1 protein-coding gene is annotated in these 535 nt (G+C 79.1%); it reads left to right on the top strand.

All coding sequences use genetic code 11. The features are described from left to right. On the top strand, positions 1-535 hold a 535-nt coding region (locus tag DZF91_RS22660), incomplete at both ends, for an ATP-binding cassette domain-containing protein (protein ID WP_147341269.1).

Below are 535 nucleotides of genomic sequence, written 5' to 3'. Positions count from 1 at the left end.
TCGCGGCCGGCGACCCGGGCGCCCCCGACCGGTACGCCCGCGCCGAGGCGGAGTTCGTCGCGCGCGGCGGGTACGCGGCCGAGGCCGAGGCTGCGCGCGTGGCGGCCGGGCTCGGCCTGCCCGACCGGCTTCTGCCGCAGCCGCTCGGCACCCTGTCCGGCGGGCAGCGCCGCCGCGTCGAGCTGGCCCGCGTCCTGTTCGGCGAGACCGGCGTCCTCCTCCTGGACGAGCCGACCAACCACCTCGACGCCGACTCGGCGGCCTGGCTGCGCGGGTTCCTGGCGTCCCACAAGGGCGGACTCGTCCTGGTCAGCCACGACACCGGGCTGCTCGCCGCGACCGTCAACCGCGTCTGGCGCCTCGACCCGGACACCGCGTCGCTGGAGGTCCACAACACCGGCTGGGACACCCACCTCGCCGACCGGGACGCCGCCGACCGCCGCCGCGCCCGGCACCGCGCCGCCGCCGAGCGCAAGGCCGCCGCCCTGCACGCCCAGGCGGACAGGATGCGTGCCCGCGCGTCCACGGCCACCCG

This window comes from Actinomadura logoneensis (genome assembly GCF_003428695.1).
GTDB classification, from domain to species: Bacteria; Actinomycetota; Actinomycetes; order Streptosporangiales; family Streptosporangiaceae; genus Spirillospora; species Spirillospora logoneensis.
The sequence above is the reverse complement of the archived record's forward strand: the minus strand, read 5'-3'. Positions and strand labels throughout refer to the sequence as shown.